Origin of the sequence: Microbacterium trichothecenolyticum, from assembly GCF_041938625.1 — a bacterium.
Classification (GTDB): domain Bacteria; phylum Actinomycetota; class Actinomycetes; order Actinomycetales; family Microbacteriaceae; genus Microbacterium; species Microbacterium trichothecenolyticum_D.
Window position 1 is genome coordinate 4,327,629 of the sequence record NZ_CP169427.1, and the last position, 18,440, is coordinate 4,346,068.

17 protein-coding genes are annotated in these 18,440 nt (G+C 70.2%); 7 read left to right on the top strand and 10 right to left on the bottom strand.

What is annotated here, in order from left to right:
- Positions 1-300 precede the first annotated feature (300 nt).
- Together ACEYYH_RS19975 and ACEYYH_RS19980 are read left to right on the top strand one after the other, a co-directional pair.
- Entirely contained in the window at positions 301-1,485 is a 1,185-nt protein-coding gene (locus ACEYYH_RS19975; RefSeq protein WP_374976036.1) for a 4-hydroxybenzoate 3-monooxygenase, read from the top strand.
- A gap of 171 nt (positions 1,486-1,656) precedes the next feature.
- Positions 1,657-2,883 (top strand): MFS transporter, encoded by a 1,227-nt coding sequence (locus tag ACEYYH_RS19980; RefSeq protein ID WP_374976037.1) that lies wholly within the window; start codon positions 1,657-1,659, stop codon positions 2,881-2,883.
- A 25-nt stretch (positions 2,884-2,908) separates the two neighbouring features.
- On the opposite strand, the gene ACEYYH_RS19985 is transcribed toward ACEYYH_RS19980, so the two are convergent.
- Positions 2,909-3,373 (bottom strand): MarR family winged helix-turn-helix transcriptional regulator, encoded by a 465-nt coding sequence (locus ACEYYH_RS19985; protein ID WP_374976038.1) that lies wholly within the window; start codon positions 3,371-3,373, stop codon positions 2,909-2,911.
- A gap of 93 nt (positions 3,374-3,466) precedes the next feature.
- Here ACEYYH_RS19985 and ACEYYH_RS19990 point away from each other — a divergent pair, with 93 nt between their 5' ends.
- The 5 genes from ACEYYH_RS19990 (at position 3,467) to menE (ending at position 8,543) form a co-directional block, all read left to right on the top strand.
- Positions 3,467-4,396, top strand: coding sequence for an SDR family NAD(P)-dependent oxidoreductase (locus ACEYYH_RS19990; RefSeq protein ID WP_374976039.1), 930 nt, complete (start codon positions 3,467-3,469; stop codon positions 4,394-4,396).
- On the top strand, positions 4,393-5,280 hold the full coding sequence (locus tag ACEYYH_RS19995; RefSeq protein WP_374976040.1) for an amidohydrolase family protein: 888 nt from the start codon (positions 4,393-4,395) through the stop codon (positions 5,278-5,280). Before ACEYYH_RS19990 ends, ACEYYH_RS19995 begins: the two co-directional genes overlap by 4 nt.
- A gap of 1 nt (position 5,281) precedes the next feature.
- Positions 5,282-6,472 (top strand): acyl-CoA dehydrogenase family protein, encoded by a 1,191-nt coding sequence (locus tag ACEYYH_RS20000; protein ID WP_374976041.1) that lies wholly within the window; start codon positions 5,282-5,284, stop codon positions 6,470-6,472.
- A 27-nt stretch (positions 6,473-6,499) separates the two neighbouring features.
- Complete coding sequence (locus ACEYYH_RS20005; RefSeq protein ID WP_374976042.1) at positions 6,500-6,952, top strand: MaoC family dehydratase; 453 nt, start codon at positions 6,500-6,502, stop codon at positions 6,950-6,952.
- A 70-nt stretch (positions 6,953-7,022) separates the two neighbouring features.
- On the top strand, positions 7,023-8,543 hold the full coding sequence (gene menE, locus ACEYYH_RS20010; RefSeq protein ID WP_374976043.1) for an o-succinylbenzoate--CoA ligase: 1,521 nt from the start codon (positions 7,023-7,025) through the stop codon (positions 8,541-8,543).
- Between the two features lie 15 nt (positions 8,544-8,558).
- On the opposite strand, the gene ACEYYH_RS20015 is transcribed toward menE, so the two are convergent.
- From ACEYYH_RS20015 to ACEYYH_RS20055, 9 genes are all read right to left on the bottom strand, one after another.
- On the bottom strand, positions 8,559-10,049 hold the full coding sequence (locus ACEYYH_RS20015) for an aldehyde dehydrogenase family protein (RefSeq protein ID WP_374976044.1): 1,491 nt from the start codon (positions 10,047-10,049) through the stop codon (positions 8,559-8,561).
- A gap of 22 nt (positions 10,050-10,071) precedes the next feature.
- Positions 10,072-10,989 (bottom strand): sugar phosphate isomerase/epimerase family protein, encoded by a 918-nt coding sequence (locus ACEYYH_RS20020; protein WP_374976045.1) that lies wholly within the window; start codon positions 10,987-10,989, stop codon positions 10,072-10,074.
- Between the two features lie 15 nt (positions 10,990-11,004).
- A complete protein-coding gene (locus tag ACEYYH_RS20025; protein WP_374976046.1) occupies positions 11,005-11,775 on the bottom strand; it encodes an SDR family NAD(P)-dependent oxidoreductase in 771 nt (256 codons plus the stop codon).
- Between the two features lie 103 nt (positions 11,776-11,878).
- Positions 11,879-12,874, bottom strand: a complete 996-nt coding sequence (locus ACEYYH_RS20030; protein ID WP_374976047.1) for a sugar ABC transporter substrate-binding protein — start codon at positions 12,872-12,874, stop codon at positions 11,879-11,881.
- A gap of 84 nt (positions 12,875-12,958) precedes the next feature.
- Positions 12,959-13,954 (bottom strand): ABC transporter permease, encoded by a 996-nt coding sequence (locus ACEYYH_RS20035; RefSeq protein WP_374976048.1) that lies wholly within the window; start codon positions 13,952-13,954, stop codon positions 12,959-12,961.
- Complete coding sequence (locus ACEYYH_RS20040) at positions 13,938-15,473, bottom strand: sugar ABC transporter ATP-binding protein (RefSeq protein WP_374976049.1); 1,536 nt, start codon at positions 15,471-15,473, stop codon at positions 13,938-13,940. The genes ACEYYH_RS20035 and ACEYYH_RS20040 overlap by 17 nt, the downstream gene beginning before the upstream one ends.
- Entirely contained in the window at positions 15,470-16,540 is a 1,071-nt protein-coding gene (locus tag ACEYYH_RS20045) for a zinc-binding dehydrogenase (RefSeq protein ID WP_374976050.1), read from the bottom strand. The genes ACEYYH_RS20040 and ACEYYH_RS20045 overlap by 4 nt, the downstream gene beginning before the upstream one ends.
- A gap of 31 nt (positions 16,541-16,571) precedes the next feature.
- Positions 16,572-17,534 carry a transketolase family protein gene (locus ACEYYH_RS20050; protein ID WP_374976051.1) on the bottom strand — a complete coding sequence of 321 codons (963 nt, stop codon included), beginning with the start codon at positions 17,532-17,534 and terminating at the stop codon, positions 16,572-16,574.
- A complete protein-coding gene (locus ACEYYH_RS20055; RefSeq protein WP_374976052.1) occupies positions 17,534-18,409 on the bottom strand; it encodes a transketolase in 876 nt (291 codons plus the stop codon). The genes ACEYYH_RS20050 and ACEYYH_RS20055 overlap by 1 nt, the downstream gene beginning before the upstream one ends.
- Positions 18,410-18,440 lie beyond the last annotated feature (31 nt).

Consider the following 18,440-nt stretch of genomic DNA (forward strand, 5'->3'; position numbering starts at 1 on the left):
GGCACATTGCGACAGGCGAGCACCCGGCCACCCCAGGCACGGACCGCTCCCCTGTCACGAACTGCCGCACGCGCCGGCACATTGCGACAGGCGAGCACCCGGCCACCCCAGGCACGGACCGCTCCCCTGTCACGAACTGCCGCACGCGCCGGCACATTGCGACAGGCGAACGCTCGGCCAGCGAGAACGGACCGCCGAGCAGACTCCCGATGAACGGGAATGTGGACGAACCGCGCGCGGGACGGCCCACACTGGGGCGAGGCATCCATCTCACATTCACGAACGTCGAAGGAGACGTCCATGTCCACGATCCGCACCCGCGTCGCCATCGTCGGCGCCGGCCCGGCCGGGCTCCTGCTGTCGCACCTGCTCGGGATCGCCGGCATCGAGTCGGTCGTCATCGACCAGCGCTCGCGCGAGGAGATCGAGACGACGATCCGTGCCGGCATCCTCGAGCAGGGCACGGTCGAGATCCTCGACTCGTCGGGTGCGTCGAGCCGCGTCCGCACGGTCGGCCACCGCCACGACGGCATCGAGCTGCGCTTCGCCGGCCACGGCCACCGCATCGATTTCGCCGACCTCGTCGGCCGGGGCGTCTGGCTGTACCCGCAGCACGAGGCCCTCAAGGACCTCATCGCAGTGCGCCTCGACAAGGGCCAGGATCTCCGCTTCGGCGTGACCGCCGTGCTCGTCGAGGACGCAGCATCCGATCGCCCCCGCGTCATCGCGACCGACGCCGACGGCGCGCCCCTCGAGATCGAGGCCGAGTTCGTCGTCGGCGCTGACGGATCGCGCAGCGTCGCTCGCGAGGCGGTGACGGGTTCATCGACGGGCGGGTACTTCCGGGAGTACCCGTTCGCGTGGTTCGGCATCCTGTGCGAGGCGCCGCCGAGCGCCGACGAGCTCATCTACAGCAACTCTCCCGACGGCTTCGCGCTCATCAGCCAGCGCAGCGCGACGGTGCAGCGCATGTACTTCCAGTGCGACCCGAACGCCGACCCGAACGCCCTCAGCGAGGAGCAGCTGTGGGAGGAGCTCCAGAAGCGCGTGCCCGGCACCACCCTCAAGGAGGGCCGGATCTTCCAGCGCGACGTGCTGCGGTTCCGCAGCTTCGTCGCCCACGAGCTGCTGCACGGCCGAGTCGCGCTCATCGGCGATGCCGCGCACACCGTGCCGCCGACCGGAGCGAAGGGCATGAACCTCGCCGTCGCCGACGTGCTCGTGCTCGAGCGGGCCCTCCGCGCCCTGCTGCTCGAGAACGACGACCGGCTCATCCAGGCCTTCCCCGAGAAGGCCCTGCACCGCATCTGGAAGGCGCAGCACTTCTCATGGTGGATGACCAACATGCTGCACGTCGCGCCCGACGCGTCGGACTTCGACCGCCTGCGCCAGCTCGGCGAGCTGCAGTCGGTCGTGGAGTCGGAGGCCGGTCGCCGGTTCCTCGCCGAGGCGTACACCGGCTGGCCGCTGGAGGGCCTCGCCTGACGCGGCGGCGGTTCCGCCGTGAGGCCGGTTCGGGGCGCGGCGCGTACAGACGGGGCGCACGTCGCGCGCGCCGAACGGAGGCGCCGCGCCCCGAACCGCGACCACCCGGAATGCCGCTGAACGGGAATGAACGGATGCCGCGGCCTGCGCCTCGGCTATAGTCCGGTGCCTATGGCCTCACCGTCGCGGACCGCACCGCCCGAGCCGTCGCGGACGGCCTCGGCCCTGATGCTGCTCGCGGCCGTGTGCCTGGTCGCGATGAACATGCGGCCGGCGATCACGGGGCTCGGGCCGCTCCTCGACCAGATCGGCGCCGACACCGGCATGTCGGTCTCGGCGCTGGGCCTGCTCGCCGCAGTGCCGCTCATCGCGTGGGCGCTGTTCTCGCCGCTCGCGCATGACCTGAGCCGCCGGTACGGGCAGCCGCGGGTGTTGCTGTGGTCTCTGCTGGTGCTGCTCGCGGGCACTCTCGTGCGCTCGATCCCGGGTCCGGTGGCGAGCCTGTGGATCGGCACCGCGATCATCGGCATCGGGATCGCCATCATCAACGTGCTCATGCCCGCGGTGGTCAAGCGCGAGTTCTCCGGCCACGTCCCCGCCGTGACCGCCGCCTACACCGCGCTGCTCGCGGGGCTCGGCGCCGTCTCGTCGGGCGTGGTCGCGCCGATCTCGCACATCGAGCTCGGCGGCGATCCGGCCGGGTGGCGCTTCGCTCTTCTCATCACGGGCGCCGCGCTCCTGCCGTTCGCGATCGCCGCGTGGTGGTGGGCGCACCGGGGCGCCGGGCGCGCGCACGATCGCTCCTCGACACCGCGCGGACGCACCGGCATCTGGCGCGACCCGATCGCCTGGCTCGTCGCCGCCTACATGGGGCTGCAGGCGTCGATGTTCTACATGTTCGTGACCTGGCTCGCGCCGCTGTCGATGTCGATCGGACGCTCCGAGGTCGTCGCCGGCATCGACGTCATGGTCTACCAGCTGTTCTCGCTCGCCGGCTGCCTGCTGCTGCCGCTGGCGCTGCGGGGCGGCCTCGAGCGCTGGGCGCCGGCGCTCATCCCGTCGCTCGCGATCGTCGGCGTCGCCGGCCTCATGATCGCGCCGGGCGGCGTGCTGGTCTGGGGCTCCCTCATCGGGCTGACCGGCGGCGCGACGCTCGCGATGTCGCTCACGCTCATGGCCCAGCGCGCCCGCGACCACGACACCTCGGCGGCGCTGTCGGGCATGTCGCAGTCGGTCGGCTATGTCATCGCCGCGCTCGGCCCGATCGCCTTCGGCGCCCTGCACAGCCTCACCGGAGGCTGGACCGCGTCGCTCGCGCTCGTCCTCGCCGTCCTCGTGGCCTTGACGGCGGTAGGCGTGTTCGCCGGCCGCGACCGCTACGTCCTCGAACGTCGCTAGCGGGACGGATGCTGCGCCCCCAGGCTCACTCGCCGGGGAAGGCGAGCGTCCGCAGCAGCGTGGCGAGCGTCGCACGCTCGGTCTCCGACAGGTCGGCGTGCACGCGCTCTTCGGCCACACGGGCGGATTCCCGCGCCGCGCCCGCGAGCGCCCGCCCGGCTTGCGTCGCGACGACGACGTTCGCGCGCCGGTCGGCCGGGTCGGGCTGCCGCTCGACGAGCCTGCGCGACTGCAGCTCGTCGACGAGGCTCACCACCTGGCTGGGATCGAGCCGGAGGAACTCGGCGAGCTCGCGCTGCGAGGGCCGGGCGTCGCCCGACGTCAGCACCAGCACCGAGTACGACCGCGCCTTGAGCCCGTGCGCCGACAGCGCGGCGTTCCCCGCGGCGAGCGCGATGGCGTTGGCCCGCGCCAGAAGAAAGCTCAGGTCGTCGCTGAGCGCCGACGAGCGCAGGCCGGGTGAGGCGGCGACGTCAGCGGCTTTCGGCATGGCCACGATGCTAGTCCAATTCATGGACGAACGGAATGATTGACTTTTTCAACAGTTGGGTCTTCAATGGACCCGACACGAAGGAGTTCACGCATGTCTTCGCACGCACCGCTCGACGGCAAGGTCGCCATCGTCACCGGCTCGGGCCGCGGCCTCGGCCTCGCCTACGCCCAGGAACTCGCCCGGCGGGGCGCCGCCGTCGTGATCAACGACGTCGACGAGGCCACCGCCGCCGACGCCGTCGCCACCATCGAAGCCGAAGGCGGCCGCGCGGTCGCCGTCGTCGCACCGGTCGGCCCCACCGAGACCGCGAAGCAATTGGTGCAGACCGCCGTCGACACCTTCGGCCGGCTCGACATCCTCGTCACCAACGCCGGCGTCCTGCGCGACACCGTGCTGTGGAAGATGAGCGACGACGACTTCGACACCGTCATCAACGTGCACCTGCGCGGCACCTTCACCTGCGTCCGCGAGGCAGCCACCTGGATGCGCGAGCACGAGGTGCCCGGCCGCATCATCTGCATCGGCTCGCCCACCGGCCAGCGCGGCAACTTCGGCCAGACCAACTACGCCGCCGCGAAGGCCGGCATCGTCGGCATGGTGCGCACGTGGGCCCTCGAGCTCACGCGCGCCGGCATCACCGCCAACGCGGTCATCCCGGTCGCGGCGACCGCCATGACCGCGACGGTTCCGTACTTCGCCACCGCCGTCGAGGCCGACGCCGCGGGAGAGCCGATGCCCGCCTTCTTCCGCCACGACCTCGGGTTCGGCACCTCGGACGACGTCGCAGGACTCATCGCCTATCTGGCATCGGATGCTGCCGCCGCCGTCACCGGTCAGGCGATCGGCATCGGCGGCGACAGGCTGCAGCTGTGGTCGCACCCCGAGGCCGTCGCGACCGCCTACCGCGAGGGCGGCTGGTCGTACGACGACCTCGAATCCGGATTCGCGGAGGCGATCGGCGCGCCGCAGACGGTCGGCGAGAAGTTCCCGCCGCTCCCGGAAGAGCTGCAGCGCCCGTGACCGGCTACGAACCGGCGATCGACCTCGACGCGATCACGGCGATCGACGTGCACGTGCACATCGAGGTCGACGGTCACGGTCACGCCTCGCTTCCCGAGGATCTCGCCGCCGGCGCGGCGAAGTACTTCAGCACCGACGGCCCCAATCCCGACCTCGACTCGGTGGCGGAGTACTACCGCGAGCGCCGCATGGCGGCCGTCGTGTTCACGGTCGACGCCGAGACGCAGCTCGGCCACTCCCCGCTCTCCAGCGCCGACATCGCCGACGGCGCCGCCCGCAACAACGACGTGCTCATCCCGTTCGGCTCTGTCGACCCCCGCAAGACGACCGCGATCGACGACGCGCGCCGCCTGATCGACGAGCACGGCGTGCGCGGCTTCAAGTTCCACCCGACCGTGCAGGGCTTCGACCCGTCCGACGAGGCGCACATCCCGCTGTACGAGGTGCTGCAGGAGGCCGGGGTTGTGGCGCTCTTCCACACCGGGCAGACCGGCATCGGCGCGGGCCTTCCGGGTGGGCGCGGCCTGCTGCTGGGCCTGTCGAACCCGATGCTGCTCGACCCGGTCGCGGCGCGGTTCCCCGAGCTGCAGATCATCATGGCCCACCCCTCGGTCCCCTGGCAGGACGAGGCCCTCTCGGTGGCGACCCACAAGCACAACACGTGGATCGACCTGTCGGGCTGGAGCCCCAAGTACTTCCCCGAGCCGCTCGTGCGCGCCGCGAACTCGTACCTGAAGAAGCGGGTGCTGTTCGGCTCGGACTTCCCCCTGCTCACCCCCGACCGGTGGATGAGGGATGCCGAGACCATGGGCTCCTTCAAGCCCGAGGTCATGCCGGGCATCCTGAAGGACAACGCGGCGCGGCTCCTCGGGCTCGGAGGCTGACGTGCCTGCGCTCGAGGCGGATGCGACGTTCGGGTTCGACCCGTACGCGATCGCGGCTGCGCATCTCAGCCCGGCCGCGCGGGCGGCACTCGAGCGTCTGCAGCAGACGCTGGAGCGCAGCATCCGTCCCCTCCTCGCCGAGGCGTGGGAGACGGCCACCATGCCGCCCGAGGTGCTCGAAGCCCTCATCCCGCTCGACCTCATGCAGCCGGAGGGGATGGATGCTGCGGAGGCGGCGTCGAGCGTGTACTCCGGGTTCCGCAACTACGTGCTGGCGCGCACCGACGTGTCGGTGGCGACGTTGTACAACGCGCAGTCGGGGCTCTTCCGCACCGCGATCGCGCTGGGCGGATCACCCGCGCAGGCGGCGGGGCTCGACCCGCGCGTGCGGACCTTCGATCTGAAGGGCGTCTTCGCGCTCACCGAGCCGGAGCACGGGTCCGACATCGCCGGCGGTCTCGCCACCACCGCGCGCCGCGAGGGCGACGCGTGGGTGATCGACGGCCGGAAGAAGTGGATCGGCGGGGCCGCGGCATCCGATGTGCTCGTCGTGTTCGCCCGCGATGTCGACGACCACGCGGTCAAGGCGTTCCTCGTGCCCACCGACACGGCGGGCGTGCGGCTCGAGGCGATCGGCGGCAAGGTCGCGCTGCGTCCCATGCAGAACGCGGTGATCGCGCTCGATGGCGTGCGGGTGACCGAGGCGGAGCGCCTCCAGAGCGTGAACGGCTGGCGTGACGTGGCGCGGATCCTGCGCGCGATGCGGTCCGACGTCGCCTGGATCGCCGCCGGTCTGCAGGCCGGCGCGCTCGACGCGACCGTGCGCTACGTGCGGGAGCGCCACCAGTTCGAGCGGCCCATCGGCGGCTTCCAGCTCGTGCAGGAGAAGCTCGCCCGCATGCTCGGCAACACCGTCGCCTCGCTCGCACTGGTCGTGCAGCTGTCTGCCAGGCAGGACGCGGGCGAGTTCGCCGACGAGAACTCCGCGCTCGCCAAGATGCAGACCGCCCGGCTCGCACGCGAGACCGTCGCGCTCGGACGCGAGGTGCTCGGCGGCAACGGCATCCTGCTCGAGCACGACGTCGCCCGGTTCTTCGCCGACGCCGAAGCCGTGTACTCGTACGAGGGCACGCACGAGATCAACGCCCTCATCGTCGGGCGCGCCCTGACGGGCGCCTCGGCCTTCACCTGAACCATCCGACCGATCGAAGGAGACCCCATGACCACCACCGTCGACTACGCCGACGTCGCAGGCCTCGCCGGCACCGACCTCGGCTGGACCGAGTGGCTCGAGGTCACGCAGGAGCGCGTGAACCTCTTCGCCGACGCCACCGACGACCACCAGTGGATCCACGTCGATCCCGAGCGTGCCGCAGCGGGGCCGTTCGGCGGTGCGATCGCGCACGGCTTCCTGTCGCTGTCGCTGACCGTGAAGTTCTGGTCGGAGCTGTTCGATGTCACCGGTGTGACGACGCGGGTGAACTACGGACTCGACAAGGTGCGGTTCGTGTCGCCGGTCAAGGTCGGGGCGCGCGTGCGCGGCGGCGCCGTCATCGCCGAGGTCACCGAGATCTCCGGCGGCTACCAGTTCGCCGTCGACCAGACCATCGAGATCGAGGGCGGCGGCAAGCCCGCCGTCGTCGCCCGCGGTCTGTACCGCTTCTACGCCTGACACCCCGGTCGCCGCGCGAGGGAGCGCAGCGACCGAGTCGAAACGCCTCGAGGGAGAGGACTCCGCAACGATGCACAGGGGAATCGGGTTCTGGCTGGCCAAACGGCGCCTGAAGAACCCCGACAAGACGGCCGTCGTCTTCGGCGACCGCGAGCTGACGTACCGAGAGCTGGCGGATGCCGCCGACCGCGTCGCAGCCGTGCTGTGGCACCGCGGCATCCGCCGCGGCGACGCTGTCGCGTACATCGGCGAGAACAGCCCCCAGTTCCTGCAGGTGATGTTCGGCGCCGCGCAGCTCGGCGCCGTGTTCGTACCCGTCAACACTCGGCTCGCGGCGCCCGAGGTGAAGCATCTGCTCGTCGACTCCGGCGCGCGCGCGGTGGTGCTCGACGACGAGTTCGTGGAGCGCGCGATGGCGGGCGTCGAGGCGGGCCGGATCGCCCACGTCATCGTGACCGGCGAGGGTCTTCCCGAGCATCCCGGTCTGGCGCGGCTCGTCGCCGACGCACCCGGCGGGCACACGGTGGCCGATGTCACGCTCGACGACCCGGCCGCCATCATCTACACGTCGGGAACGACCGGCAAGCCCAAGGGCGCCGTGCTCAGCCACGGCAACCTCACGTGGGTCGCCCTCAACTGCGTCGTCGACTACGACGTGGTCTCGGCCGACGTGTCGCTGATGATCTCACCGCTGTTCCATGTCGCCTCACTCGGCATGGGTGCGCTGCCCGTGCTCCTGAAAGGAGCGACGCTCGTGCTCGAGAAGGGCTTCGAGCCGGGCCGCGCTCTCTCGCTCATCCAGGAGCGCGGGATCACGATGCTGAGCGGCGTTCCCACGACGTACCAGATGATGGCCGACCATCCCGCCTGGGCGACGACCGATCTCTCGACGCTGCAGAAGCTCACGTGCGGCGGCTCGGCCGTTCCGACGCGGATCCTCAACGCCTACGAGGAGCGCGGGCTGTCGTTCTCGCAGGGCTACGGCATGACCGAGACCTCTCCCGGCGCGACGTCGCTCGCACCCGCGATGACCCGTGAGAAGCAGGGCAGCGTCGGGCTGGCGCACTTCTTCACCGAGGTGCGGATCACCGACGAGCACGGCGAGGTCGTGCCGCGCGGCACCGTCGGCGAGATCGAGGTGGCCGGGCCCAACGTCTTCCTCGGCTACCACGGTCAGCCGGAGGCGACCGCGGCGGCGTTCACCGACGACGGCTGGTTCCGCTCCGGCGACCTCGGGTACCTCGACGCCGACGGCTACCTCTACATCGCCGACCGCCTGAAGGACATGATCATCTCGGGCGGCGAGAACATCTACCCGGCCGAGGTCGAGAACCTCATCGCCGACATCGAGGGCATCTCGGGCGTCGCGGTCGTGGGCGTCCCCGACGAGCGCTGGGGTGAGGTCCCCTGGGCCGTGGTCACGCTCCGTGAGGGCGCCGAGGTCGACACCGAGATCGTCCGCGCGCACCTCGACGGACTGCTCGCGCGCTACAAGCTGCCCAAGAACGTCGTCGTCGTCGAAGACCTCCCGCGCACCGCATCCGGGAAGGTCCGCAAGGCCGACCTGCGCGAGCGGTTCGGCCGGGGCTGACCGCCCGCCGCGGCGTCACAGCGGATACTGTCCCGGCTCGCGCCGCACCGTGATCCATCGCGTCTCGGTGAAGGCGTCGATGTTCGCCTGAGCTCCTCCGTGTCGGGACCCGGTGCCCGACGCGCCGACCCCGCCGAACGGCGCGTTCGCCTCGTCGTTGACCGTCTGGTCGTTGATGTGGACGATCCCGGTCGGGATGCGCTGCGCCATCGCGAGCGCCGTCATGACGTCACGGCTCACGATCCCGAGCGACAGGCCGTATTCGGTGGATGCCGCGAGCTCGACCGCCTCGTCATCGGTGGCGTACGAGACGACCGAGGCGACGGGCCCGAAGACCTCCTCGTGATGGGCGGCGGCGTCCGCGGGGGTGCCCGCAAGCACGGTCGGGCGATAGAACAGGCCGTCGTACGAACCGCCGGCGCGCAGCTGTGCCCCCTGGGCCACGGCATCCTGGACCAGCGTGTGCACGCGATCCCGCTGGACCTCGTCGATGAGCGGACCGAGGTGCACCTGACCGGTCGCGGGGTCGCCGACATGCATCGACTCGGCCTTCGCCGCGAGCTTCGAGACATACTCCTCGAACAGGGACTCGTGCACGATGTGGCGTCCGACGGTCATGCAGATCTGGCCCTGGTGGAGGTAGGACCCCCACGTCGCCAGGTTGACGGCCTGATCGACATCCGCATCCTCCCGCACGATGAAGGCCGAGTTGCCGCCCAGCTCGAGGTGCGCCCGCGTGAGGTGGCGCCCCGCCGACTCGCCGACGATCCGACCCGCTCGCGTGGAACCCGTGAATGCGACCACGCGCACGTTCGGGTCGGCCACGATCGCCTCGCCCACCTCCGCACCGCCGGGGACGAGCTGGAGGAGGCCTGCCGGGAGCCCCGCCTCCTGGAAGATCCTCACCATCGAGACGCCCCCGGTGACGACCGTGCGGGGGTCGGGCTTGAGGAGCACGGCGTTGCCGAGTGCGAGGGCCGGAGCGACGGCACGGATGCCGAGGATGAGCGGCACGTTGAAGGGCGAGATGACTCCCACGACGCCGACCGGCACCTGCTGCGCGAGCGACAGGCGGGGCTCCTCGCTGGCGAGGATCGAGCCGAGCGGAGCCGACGGCAGCGACGCCGCCTCGTAGCACTCGGCCGCCGTGACGTGCAGGGCGAAGCCCGCGAGCGCCGGGATCGCGCCCACTTCGCGGATGTTCCAGCCCATGATCTCGTCGGCGTGCTCCTCCCACAGCTGCGCGGCTCGGCGGAGCACGGCGGCCCGCGTCGGGTGAGGCGTGGCCGCCCACTCGCGCTGCGCTCTCGCGGCGCCTTCGGCGGCTCTCGCGACGTCGGCAGCCGAGGCGATGCCGACCGTCGCGATCGCCTGTCCGGTCGCGGGGGCGACGGAGGCGATCTCGCCGCCGCCCGCAGCGACCCACTCGCCGTCGATGAAGACCCGGCCGGCGAACGCGGCCGTGTCGATGAGGCTGGCGCTCGCGGTCTCGATCGTGGTGGACATCGTTGTTCCTTCCTGTGGCGCGTCAGCCGTGGCTGCGCGCGAGTCTCTGAGCCCGCCGGCCCTGTGCGCTCTCCGACCATCCCCTGCGCACGACCCGTGCGGCGTCGGCCGCGAGGTCGAGAGCATTGTCGAACGGAGTGCGCCAGATCGCCAGCATGTCTCCGGCGGGTGAGCCCACGAGCGAGCGGGAGAAGGCTTCCACGCCCCAGCGCCCGGTGTACCCGTCGTCGAGCGCCTGCCGCACGACGCCCGCGATGTCGACGACCCCGGTCGAGAGGGATCCTCGACCGGACTGCCCCAGCTCGAGATACCCGAGCCTCGGCAGCGCCGCGCGGATCGCCCCGGCCATGTCGGCCTCCTCGATCGCCATGTGGAAGGTGTCGAGGTGGATGCGAAGGTTGTCGGATCCGCTCAGTTCGACGAACTCGACGGCCTGTTCCGCCGTGTTGATCGCGGACGTCTCGTAGCGGTTGAGCACCTCGAAGGTCATCGCCACGCCTTCGCCCGCGGCGTAGTCCGCCACGGCGCCCACCTCTCGCGCGGCGCGCACGAGCGCAGACCGTGACGTGGGCCCGCCCGGCGGGCCGAAGCGGCCGTACGGGACCCCGTTGAGCTGATCGGCGCCGACCGCGATCGCGAAGTCGACGGCGTCGCGGAGGACGGCCGCACCGGCGCGACGCTCCGCGTCGTCCTCCGACGACACGTCCGCTCCGGGACCTTGACCGGTCATCGCGATGGGGACGAGCTCCACGTCTGCGAACACGCGACGCAGGGCCGCGGCATCCGTCCGCGACGGATCGAGGGGTGGGAGGACCGCACGCCGGTACTCGAACGCGCGCAACTCACCCAGCAGGGGCGCGAGGGCCGCAGGTGTCGCATCGGCCACCGCGATGCTGACGTGGAACGCGAGGTCGAGGTCGAGCTCGACGGAGGGGTTCATGCGCCTGTCCCGTCGTCAGAACACCGGCAGTGTGAACCGCTGCTTGAACGCCGAGTATCCGTCGTCGACGTGGACGACAGTTCCGTTGATGGCGTTCGCCTCGTCCGATGCGAGGAACGCGACCACATTCGCGATCTCCTCCGGCGCGGTGAGCGCGTTGCGCAGCTGCTCCGATGCGAAGAGCTGCTTCAGATCGTCGGAGAACTGGTTGATGATCGGGGTTCCGACGCGGCCCGGCGTGATCGCGACCGCGCGCACGCCGTAATCGGCCAGCTCATACGCGGCTGACCGGGTGAACGAGATCACGGCCGCCTTCGCCGCGCTGTAGCTGAACGCGAGCTCCGCGGCCTGCTCTCCGTAGATGGACGACGTCGAGATGATCACCCCGCCCGTCCCCTGCCGCCGGAACTGCCGTCCGGCGGCGAGGATGCCGTGGTAGACGCCGTCCTGATCGACGCGGATCATGGGCGCGTAGTCGACCGCCGGGTCGTGCTCGAGCAGCGGCTTGCCGCCCGCGATCCCGGCGTTGTTGAAGATGACATCGAGCTTGCCGAACGCGTCCACGGACGCCTGCACGGCGGCCTCGACCTGGTCGTACACCGACACGTCGACTCCGACCGCGACCGCGCTCCCCTCCGGGAGGGTGTCGACCACCTCCTGCGCCCTCTCGGATGCGATGTCGGCGACCGCCACCTTGGCGCCCTCCGCGATGAACTTGCGGACGGTCGCGAGTCCGATCCCGCTGGCGCCTCCCGTGATGAGGGCCACCTTGCCTGCCAAACGCATGTCGTCTCTTTCGTGTGTCGTGGTTTCGTCGAGGGAAGGCTCAGCGCCGGTGTGCCGGCGCCGGTGGAGGCGGTGGTCCCGCCTCTCACCGGCGCCGACGTCGTCAGCCGAGCTTGTCGGACGGGGTGATGTCGGCGGCGTTGTCGATGTCGACGAGCGTCGTGCCGACCGCTTCGAAGTTCGACTCCGGCATGGTGCCGTCCTCCTGGAACGCCACGATCGCCGCCATCACGTCGTCGTTAATCGAGGGCCACGGCTGCTCGACCGTGGCGAGGAAGGGTCCTCCGGCCTGGATCGCCGCGATGGCCTCACTCGTGGCATCCACACCCGTCACGACGGTGTCGCCGCCCGCCTCGGTGACCGCCTGCGCGGCGCCGAGGGCGGCGTCGTCCCAGCCGACCCAGACGGCGTCGAGGCCCCCGGGATTCGCGGCGAGGTAATCCGCGACGAGGGCGAGGGCCTCGGTGCGGCCGGTCGCGGGCGACACGACCTGCTGGATCTCACCGCCGGCGAGCTCGCCTCCCGCCGCCTCGATGTCCTTCGCGGCGAGGCTCGCCCGCATCCGGATGCCCGCGTGCGGGTCGTGACCGATGACCATGATCTTCTTGCCGTCGAGGCCGCCGATCTTGTCCGAGATCGCCCCCAGCGTCTGGTCGACGATGCCCTGCTGGTCGGTCGTGATGTCGAGTGCGTAGGCATCGGTGGGCTCGGTGGCCGCGTCGATCGCGAACATCGGGATGCCGGCATCCTTCGCCGCCGTCACGATCGAGCCGATCGAGGCGACGTTGGTGTAGCCGTTGTAGACCGCGTCGGCCCCCTGGCCGATCGCGCTCTCGACCGCGGGGTTCATCTTCTGGAAGTCGAAGTCGCCCTGGATCATCGTGAGATCCCAGCCGAGCTCGTCGGCCTGCTGCTCGACGGCCTTGACCCACCAGGCGCCGATCGGCGTCTGGTTGCCCGAGGTGAACGCGACGACGCGGAACGGCGCGTCGCCCCCGGCATCCTCGGTCGATCCGCCGGCGCCGCCGCCGGACGAGCATCCGGTCAGGGCGAGGAGGGCGACCGCCGCGGCCGCGATGGCTTTCACTGATGTACGCATGGAACTACTCCTTTGTGTCGTTGCGTGTTGTGTCGACGGGTGCTCGGGGCCGAAGCCCCACAAGGGGAGATGAGGGTCTGAGGGTCAGCGCTCTCGATGTCGGAGGGACGAGAGGGTCACGGCGGCGATGATGATGAGGCCGGTGACCACCTGCTGCACGTACGCGTTGACCCCGAGGACGTTGAGGCCGTTGCTCATCACGCCGATGATCGCGACGCCCACCATGGTTCCGCCGATGTTCGCGGCGCCCGACCGCACGACCGTCATGCCGAGGAACACTGCAGCCACCGAGAAGAGGAGGTTGTCCTCGCCCTGCACGGCGCTCGCGCTTCCGAGGCGGGCTGCGAGGAGGATTCCGCCGACGGCTGCGACGAGGCCCGCGATCGAGAAGGCCAGCAGGCGCGCGCGGCGCACGTTGACACCCGAGAGGCGCGAGACCTCGGCGTTGCCACCGGTCGCGTACCACCGACGACCCATGGTGGTGTACCGGAGCACGAACCAGAGGACGATGGAGATGAGGATCGCGATGAACACCGGGAGCGGGATCTCGAGGAAGCGCCCCTGACCGAGGCTGTTGAACTCGGGCGGAAGGTTGAACAGGGTGGTGCCCGCCGTGACGAGGAATGCCAGACCCGTCACGGATGTCAGCGTCGCGAGGGTCGCGACGAAGGCGGACAGGTTCAGATAGGCGATCAGCAGCCCGTTGACGATTCCGATGAGGAGGCCCACGGCGAGCCCGATGAGGATCGCCACGGCGACCGGGATTCCGTCGATCATGAGCGCTGCGACCACCGCGCCGGCGAGCGAGGAGGTCGCCGCGACCGAGAGATCGAAGTCTCCGACGACCATGACGATCGTCTGCGCACCCGCGATGATCGCGAGGATCGCGACCTGATACAGGATGTTGCGGACGTTCGTGAACGTGAGGAACACGTCGGGCCGCATCGCGAAGAAGAACACGACGAGCGCGATCAGCGCGATGACGGTTCCCGCCGAGAGGAGCGTCTGCCCCACCGAGCGGCGCGGGACCGCGACCGTGTCGGTCGTGTCCTCGATACCGGGGTTACGCATGGTCGTCATGCGAGTCCGCCTTTCCGTAGCAGTAGCTGAGGAGGACCTCTTCGTCCGCCCCTTCGGCCGCGACCTCTCCCGAGATGCGGCCCTCGTGCATGATGAGGATCCGATCGCTCATCCCGATGAGCTCGGGAAGCTCGGAGCTCACCGCGATGACGGTCGTTCCCTCCGCGGCGAGCCGCCGGATCAGCCGGTAGATCTCGCCCTTCGTCCCGACGTCGATCCCCCGCGTCGGCTCGTCCATCAGGAGGATGCGCGGCCCCCGCGCGAGCATCTTGGCGAGCACGACCTTCTGCTGGTTCCCGCCCGAGAGCTCGCCGACCGGCTGACGCTGGCTGCGCGCCTTGACGCGGAGGTCGGTCATCCCGCGGCTGACGATGTCGGAGATGCGGGCGCCCGACACCACCCCCATCGTGCTGATCGCGGGGATGTTCGCGAGCGCGATGTTGTCGCGGATGGTCGAGCCGAGGATGACTCCCTGACTGCGGCGCTCCTCCGGCACCAGCGCGATACCGGCTTCCAGCGCACGTTCGACTCCCGGGGAATGACGCAGGACCTTTCCGTCGACGGTGATCGTCCCGGCCGCGTGCCGCTGAGCGCCGGAGAGGATCCGCAGCAGCTCGCTGCGGCCCGAGCCGGCGAGCCCCCCGATGCCGAGGACCTCGCCGCGCCGGGCGACGAACGACACGTCCTTGACGCGCCGGCCATCGAGGCCCTCGACGGCGAGGGCCACCTCGCCCGTCGTCGCCGGCGTGCGCTCCGGGTACAGCTGACCCGCTTCGCGGCCCACCATGTTGGAGATGACCTCGTCGATGTGCGAATCGGCGACGTCCTTCGTCACGATCGTCTTGCCGTTGCGCATGATGGTCAGCCGGTCGCACAGCTCGAAGACCTCTTCGAGGCGGTGCGACACATAGACGATGGCCACTCCCTCGTCGCGCAGCCGGCGCAGCACGGAGAAGAGCTCGGTGATCTCGGTGTCGGTGAGCGACGCCGTCGGCTCGTCGAGGATGAGCACCCGCGCGTCGGTGGCGAGCGCGCGGGCGAACGCCACCATCGTCTGCTGGACCGGAGAGAGCTCGCCGGCGAGCTTGCCGAGCGGGATCCGCTGATGGATCCGGTCGAGCTGCTCCTTCGCCCGACGTCGAAGAGTGCGCCACTGCACGACCCCGCCGCGATTGGGCGTCTCCTCGCCGAGCAGGATGTTCTCGGCGACGCTCAGCGACGGGATGATCGACAGCTCCTGGTAGAGCGCGACGACTCCGGCGCGCTTCGCCACACGTACGTTGCCGAACTCGACCTCTTCACCCGACCGCCACAGCGTCCCCGCGTCGGGCGCGTAGATGCCGGTGACGATCTTGATGAGCGTCGACTTCCCCGCACCGTTCTCGCCGAGCAGCGCGTGGATCTCGCCCGGGAGCACGGACAGTCGCGCCCCCTCGAGCGCGTGCACACCGTCGAACCGCTTGACGATGTCGCGCGCTTCGAGTGCGGCGGTCGTCGTGGTGTCGTCCACCAGGGTCACGATCGCACCCCCTCTTCGTCGATGGCATTGCAGCGGAGGACGACCTTCGGGTGCTCGCCGCCGAGATGCGCCGCGAACGCAGCGGGTGCGTCATCGAGGTCGAAGACAGCGGCCGTGAGCTCGTCGACGTCGAGGTGCGGAAGGATCTGCAGGGCGCGGGGGAAGGCGTACGGAGAGACGAAGACCCCGGTGATCGTGAGCTCCTTGAGGTACAGGTAGTCCGAGAGGTTCAGCGGCATCTCGAAGTCCGCGGGATACATCGCCCCGTAGACCACGGTCGCGCCCTTGGCCGCGATGTCGAGCACGCCCCGCACCGCTCGCACCGAGCCCGAGGCGTCGATGACGACGTCGTAGCCCCGCCCGTCGGTGAGCTCGAGCGCACGGGCGACCTGGTCCTCCGACACCGGGTCGATGGTGTACTCCGCTCCGTGCCGGCTCGCCATCTCACGGCGCGCCGCGATCGGCTCGATCATCGTGAGGGAGGTTGCACCCGCCATGCGCATCACCTGGAGCGCCAGCTGGCCGATCGGCCCTCCCCCGACGATCGCGACGCGGTCGCCGACGCGGGCGCGCGTCTTGTCGGCGATCCGCACCGCGACGGAGGTCGGCTCGAGCAGGCACCCCTTCAGCAGGGAGACAGCGTCGGGCAGCCGGTACACCTGCGACTCGTGCCACGTGATCGTCTCGGCCATGCCGGGCCGGTTGTACTCCTGGATGTTCTCGCAGAACTGCTGCCGGCCCTCCTGGCACGGGCGGCACGTGCCGCAGAAGCGGAGGAAGTTCCCCGCGACCCGGTCGCCCACCCGCAGACCGTTGCGGTGCGCCCGCTCTCCCAGCTCCTCGACGACACCCGAGATCTCGTGGCCGAGCCCGATCGGCACGGCCGTGCCGAAGTACCCCTCCGCGAGGTGCGGATCGGAGCCGCAGATCGCGGCGTAGGCGACCCGGATCCGGACGTCCTCCGGGCCGAGCGGCTGGGCCGGGAAGTCGACGACGTCGATCAGCCCGCGGGCATCCGGATCGGGATCCCGGAGGCTCCCGATCCTCGTGACGGCGACAGTCCTCACTTCACGCCCTCCTCCTCTTCGAGCATCGTCGTCACCCGGCCGCGAGCACGCGGCGGAGGGCCGCGACGGTCGCGCTCAGTCCGTAGCCGTGCTTGTCGCGCAGCTGCTCGTCCTCGCCGAAGCCGGCGTACACCTGAGGGATGCCGAGCCGCTCGAAGGCGGTGAGGTGCACGCCGCGATCGGCGAGGACGTCGGCGATCCGCGAGGCCAGGCCGCCGTAGGCGAGGTGGTCCTCCAGCACGACGAATCGTCCGTCCGTCTCGTCGGCGCACTCGAGGACGAGGGCCTCGTCGATCGGCTTCAACGTGAACATGTCGACGACGCGGATCGACCGGCCGTCCTCGGCGAGCTGCTCGGCCGCCTGGATCGCCTGCGCCACCGTCGTGCCATGCGTGAAGATCGTGGCGTCGGTGCCCTGGCGCGCGACGATCCCCTTGCCGATGCGGATGTCGTGCTCGCCGGGCTCGTAGAGCACCATGTCCTTCTTGCCGACGGCGAGCCGGATGTAGAGCGGCCCGCGCATCGTCATGGACTGCCGGAGGATCTCTCCGACCATGAGCGGGTCGCCGATCGAGGTCACCGTCATGTTCGTCAGGGAGCACATGAGTGAGAGGTCCTCGACCGCGTAGTGGGTGGAGCCGCCGTTGCCGACGAGTCCTCCGTGCGTGCCGATGATCTTCACCGGAAGGTTCGGATAGCAGACGTCGGTGCGGATCTGCTCGAGCGCGCGCATGCTGAGGAACGGCAGCATCCCCGACACGACCGGGATGTTCCCGTCGTAGGCGAGGCCGGCCGCGATGCCGACGCTCACCTGTTCGGCGAGGCCGACGTCGAGGAAGCGGTCGGGGAACTTGTCGCGGAACTCCACGAGCGTCGCCCCGATGTCCGGTGTGATGACCCAGAGGTTCGAGTGGACGTCGCCGAGCTCGGCGAGAGTCGTCCCGATGACCGAGCGGGCACCGAGGAACTCTCCGAACGTGAACGTGACGGGCATCAGACCGTCTCCTTCCTGCGGTTGGACTCGAGCGATGCGAGCGCTCGCTCGAGATCTGCGGCGCCCAGCGAGCCGGCGTGCCAGGCGAGGTTGTGCTCCATGAAGTCGACGCCCTTCCCCTTGACGGTTTCGGCGATGACGACGGTGGGCCGGTCGCTGTCGGCGGCAGGGAGGGCATCGATCGTGGCGACGAGCTGCGCCATGTCGTGGCCGTCCGTCTCGACGACGTTCCAGCCGAAGGCGCGCCACTTGTCCGGGTAGGGCTCGAAGACGACGCGCTCCTCGGCGAAGCTCGTCATGAGCTGCCGGTTGCGGTCGATGAAAGCGACGAGGTTGCCGAGCCCGTTGCTGCGGGCGGCCATCGCCGCCTCCCAGACGCTCCCCTCGCCGGTCTCGCCGTCCCCGAGGAGGCACACCACACGGTGGTCCTCCTTGCGGTGGCGCGCGCTCAGCGCCATTCCGACGGCCAGGGGCAGGCCGTGCCCGAGCGAGCCGGTCGAGCACTCGACTCCCGGGAGCTGAACCTTGCACGGATGCATCCCGTACGCGCTGTCGAGCTGCCCGTACGTCTGGACGATCCCCTCGTAGGAGAAGAACCCCCGCATCGACATCGCGATGTACATGCAGACGGCAGCGTGACCTTTGCTCAGCACGAACCGATCCCGCGCAGGATTGGCGATGTCGTCCGGGTCGACGCGCAACCCGTAGTGGAACAGCGCCGTGAAGATGTCGGCCGCCGAGAGATCGCCGCCGATGTGAACCGCGCCCTCGTACGTGCCGCACAGGTGCAGCAGCTTCGAGCGCAGCTCGAACGCGAGCTCCTCCAGCTCGGCGACGCCGGGCCGCTGGCCGGTCTCCAGGGTGTGCGTTCCCATTCCATGCCTCCTCATCGACTGACACCGTGTG